The organism is Kocuria nitroreducens (genome assembly GCF_042879195.1).
Taxonomy (GTDB): Bacteria; Actinomycetota; Actinomycetes; order Actinomycetales; family Micrococcaceae; genus Kocuria; species Kocuria nitroreducens.
Window position 1 is genome coordinate 1 of sequence record NZ_JBHZTC010000058.1, and the last position, 2,082, is coordinate 2,082.

Below are 2,082 nucleotides of genomic sequence, written 5' to 3' on the forward strand. Positions count from 1 at the left end.
CTGGCCCTCAGCGCCTGACCACCCCAAGAATCACGCGGGGACTGCGTTACACCACGCAAATGGACTTGACCGGTCCGGGCGGTGGCTACGGATTGGCTGTAGGGGCGTCCCTGCCACCTGTCAGCCTGTCCCCAGCGCAGGCCGTGGCGCTCATGGCGGCCGTGTCCGCTGCACCCGATGCCCCCTACGCCGATCTGGCAGCAGCCGGGATCCAGAAGATCCTGGACGTCCTCGATCCCAGAACCCGGGCAAGAGCCGACGAGCTGGCGGGTCGCGTCTGGGTGAACGCGCCTCCCTCCTCTTCGCGCGCCATCAGGTCGTCACTGGAGGAGGCGATGGCCGAGCAGCGAGTGATCCGTATTCGCTATACATCGGGAGATGGGACCATAACCACCCGCGACGTCGAACCCGTGCTGTTCGCCTCCGCGAACGGCCAGTGGTACCTGGTTGGGTGGTGCCGACTGCGCAACGCGATGCGATGGTTCACCGTGTCGCGCATCGAGCGGGCCAGCGTCACCAAGACGGCTTGCGCCGGCCATACCATCCACGAGGTCGGAGAACCCCCAGCGAACGCCAGACCGGTGCACGGTCGGGGCGAGTGAGTCACTCAATCAACCCCAACTGCAATTGAGGTGTATGGCTGGGGTGGTCCAGCTGGGTGGGTGGTACGGACACGTCTACCGGTGATACAGCGCAGTCTCGGTCAGCACTGCGGGCCCCGGTAGTGTCCGGGCATGAGCAAGAAGAGGAGCCGTTGCTCCCCCGGAGACACGGAGCAGTCACAGGGGCAGTCGCCGCTGTCCACGCCCGGGGATTCAACATGGGCGGCCTATCAGCGCACCGCTCGAGTCACCAGCACTACGCTGATCCGCGTCACCGAGGGATTGATCGATCCGGAGGAGATCGTCCCCGATCCGGAGACTCATCTGCTGGACATCTTCGCCCATAAACTCGAAGCCGCCCGCGTGTGGCATCGACGCCGGCGCCTGGCGGAGGGCGGATGGATCGAAGGGGCTGTACGGCTGCGCTACCAGGACCAGGAGCTGATGCCGGCTGGCGGGGTATGGGATGTGGTGAGCCTGTGGTTCTCCCTGTTGCAAGTGATCGAGGAGTTCCAGCAGGAGGGTCAGGCGCTGACCTATTTCCCGGACGAGCCGGTGCCCATTGCCTTGGAGACGGTCAAGCGCCGGGTTTTCTTCACCGTCGATGAGACCCGGGTGATGGTTGAGCCGTTGCCCTTTCTCAGCAGTCTGGTCGATGAGGCCGAACGCTTCTTCCAGTGGGTCGGGCGCAATGTCGGTGCTGGTGCAGCTGACCGGGAGATCGAAGGAATCCGCTCCGGCTAGCCCAGGAACAGTCCCCGCGGGTGCAAAGGTGACCGACGCTGCTGCTGGACAGCAGCGGGAGCCCTTCGGTGGCCGTTCTTCCGAGGAGTTCCGACGCGTCTTCTTGGAGAAGATGGAGCCCCAGAACATACGTTCCACGCTGGCGTTCGCCGGTCTTTACCAGATCACTCACGAGATGCTGAAGCAGGCCATTTTCGAAAGGGTGCGCGACTTCTACAGTGTTGGATTCCACGAAAACGGGCTCACCTACGACGAGACGCGATATCAGCAAGATGTCATCGAAGCCGCCCGAGCCGAGGGCTGGTTCAAGTCCGAGAAGACCTATAGATTCACGGCTTCCGCCGCATGGTTGGTGCGCATGGATGCCATCACCAAAGAGCAGGCTGACAGGCTGAAGGTGATTTACAACCATCGTCACGACCTGACTCATGAACTGGTGGCGTTCATCGTGGACCCGGATCGAAACCCTGATCCTCACGTCTTCGTGGATGCCGTAGGGATCCTGCGAGATGTACACCGCTTCTGGGTCAGCGTGGAACGGGACATTGGCATGTTCGACCACCTGGAGGATGTGTCGCTGGACGACGTTGCCCCGGCGTCGCTGCTCGTGCTCCAGCAGTACATCGACGCCTACTTTGACGGGCGACCGAACTGAGAAGTCCCCTAGTACTGCAACAACAGATTGTGACCTACTGTCAGATCTGCTATTTGATGGTCTGTGCAGACTCAGATGGTG

At 62.2% G+C, this 2,082-nt stretch carries 3 protein-coding genes; all 3 read left to right on the plus strand.

What is annotated here, in order from left to right; all coding sequences use genetic code 11:
* Positions 1-59: 59 nt before the first annotated feature.
* The 3 genes from ACFYE1_RS17285 to ACFYE1_RS17295 all read left to right on the plus strand — a co-directional run bounded on the left by ACFYE1_RS17285 (position 60) and on the right by ACFYE1_RS17295 (position 2,001).
* Positions 60-602: a helix-turn-helix transcriptional regulator gene (locus ACFYE1_RS17285; RefSeq protein ID WP_387745732.1), complete on the plus strand. Its 543-nt coding sequence runs from the start codon at positions 60-62 to the stop codon at positions 600-602.
* Between the two features lie 132 nt (positions 603-734).
* Positions 735-1,346: a hypothetical protein gene (locus ACFYE1_RS17290; RefSeq protein ID WP_387745726.1), complete on the plus strand. Its 612-nt coding sequence runs from the start codon at positions 735-737 to the stop codon at positions 1,344-1,346.
* A 28-nt stretch (positions 1,347-1,374) separates the two neighbouring features.
* Positions 1,375-2,001: a hypothetical protein gene (locus tag ACFYE1_RS17295; RefSeq protein WP_387745729.1), complete on the plus strand. Its 627-nt coding sequence runs from the start codon at positions 1,375-1,377 to the stop codon at positions 1,999-2,001.
* The last annotated feature ends 81 nt before the right edge of the window (positions 2,002-2,082 follow it).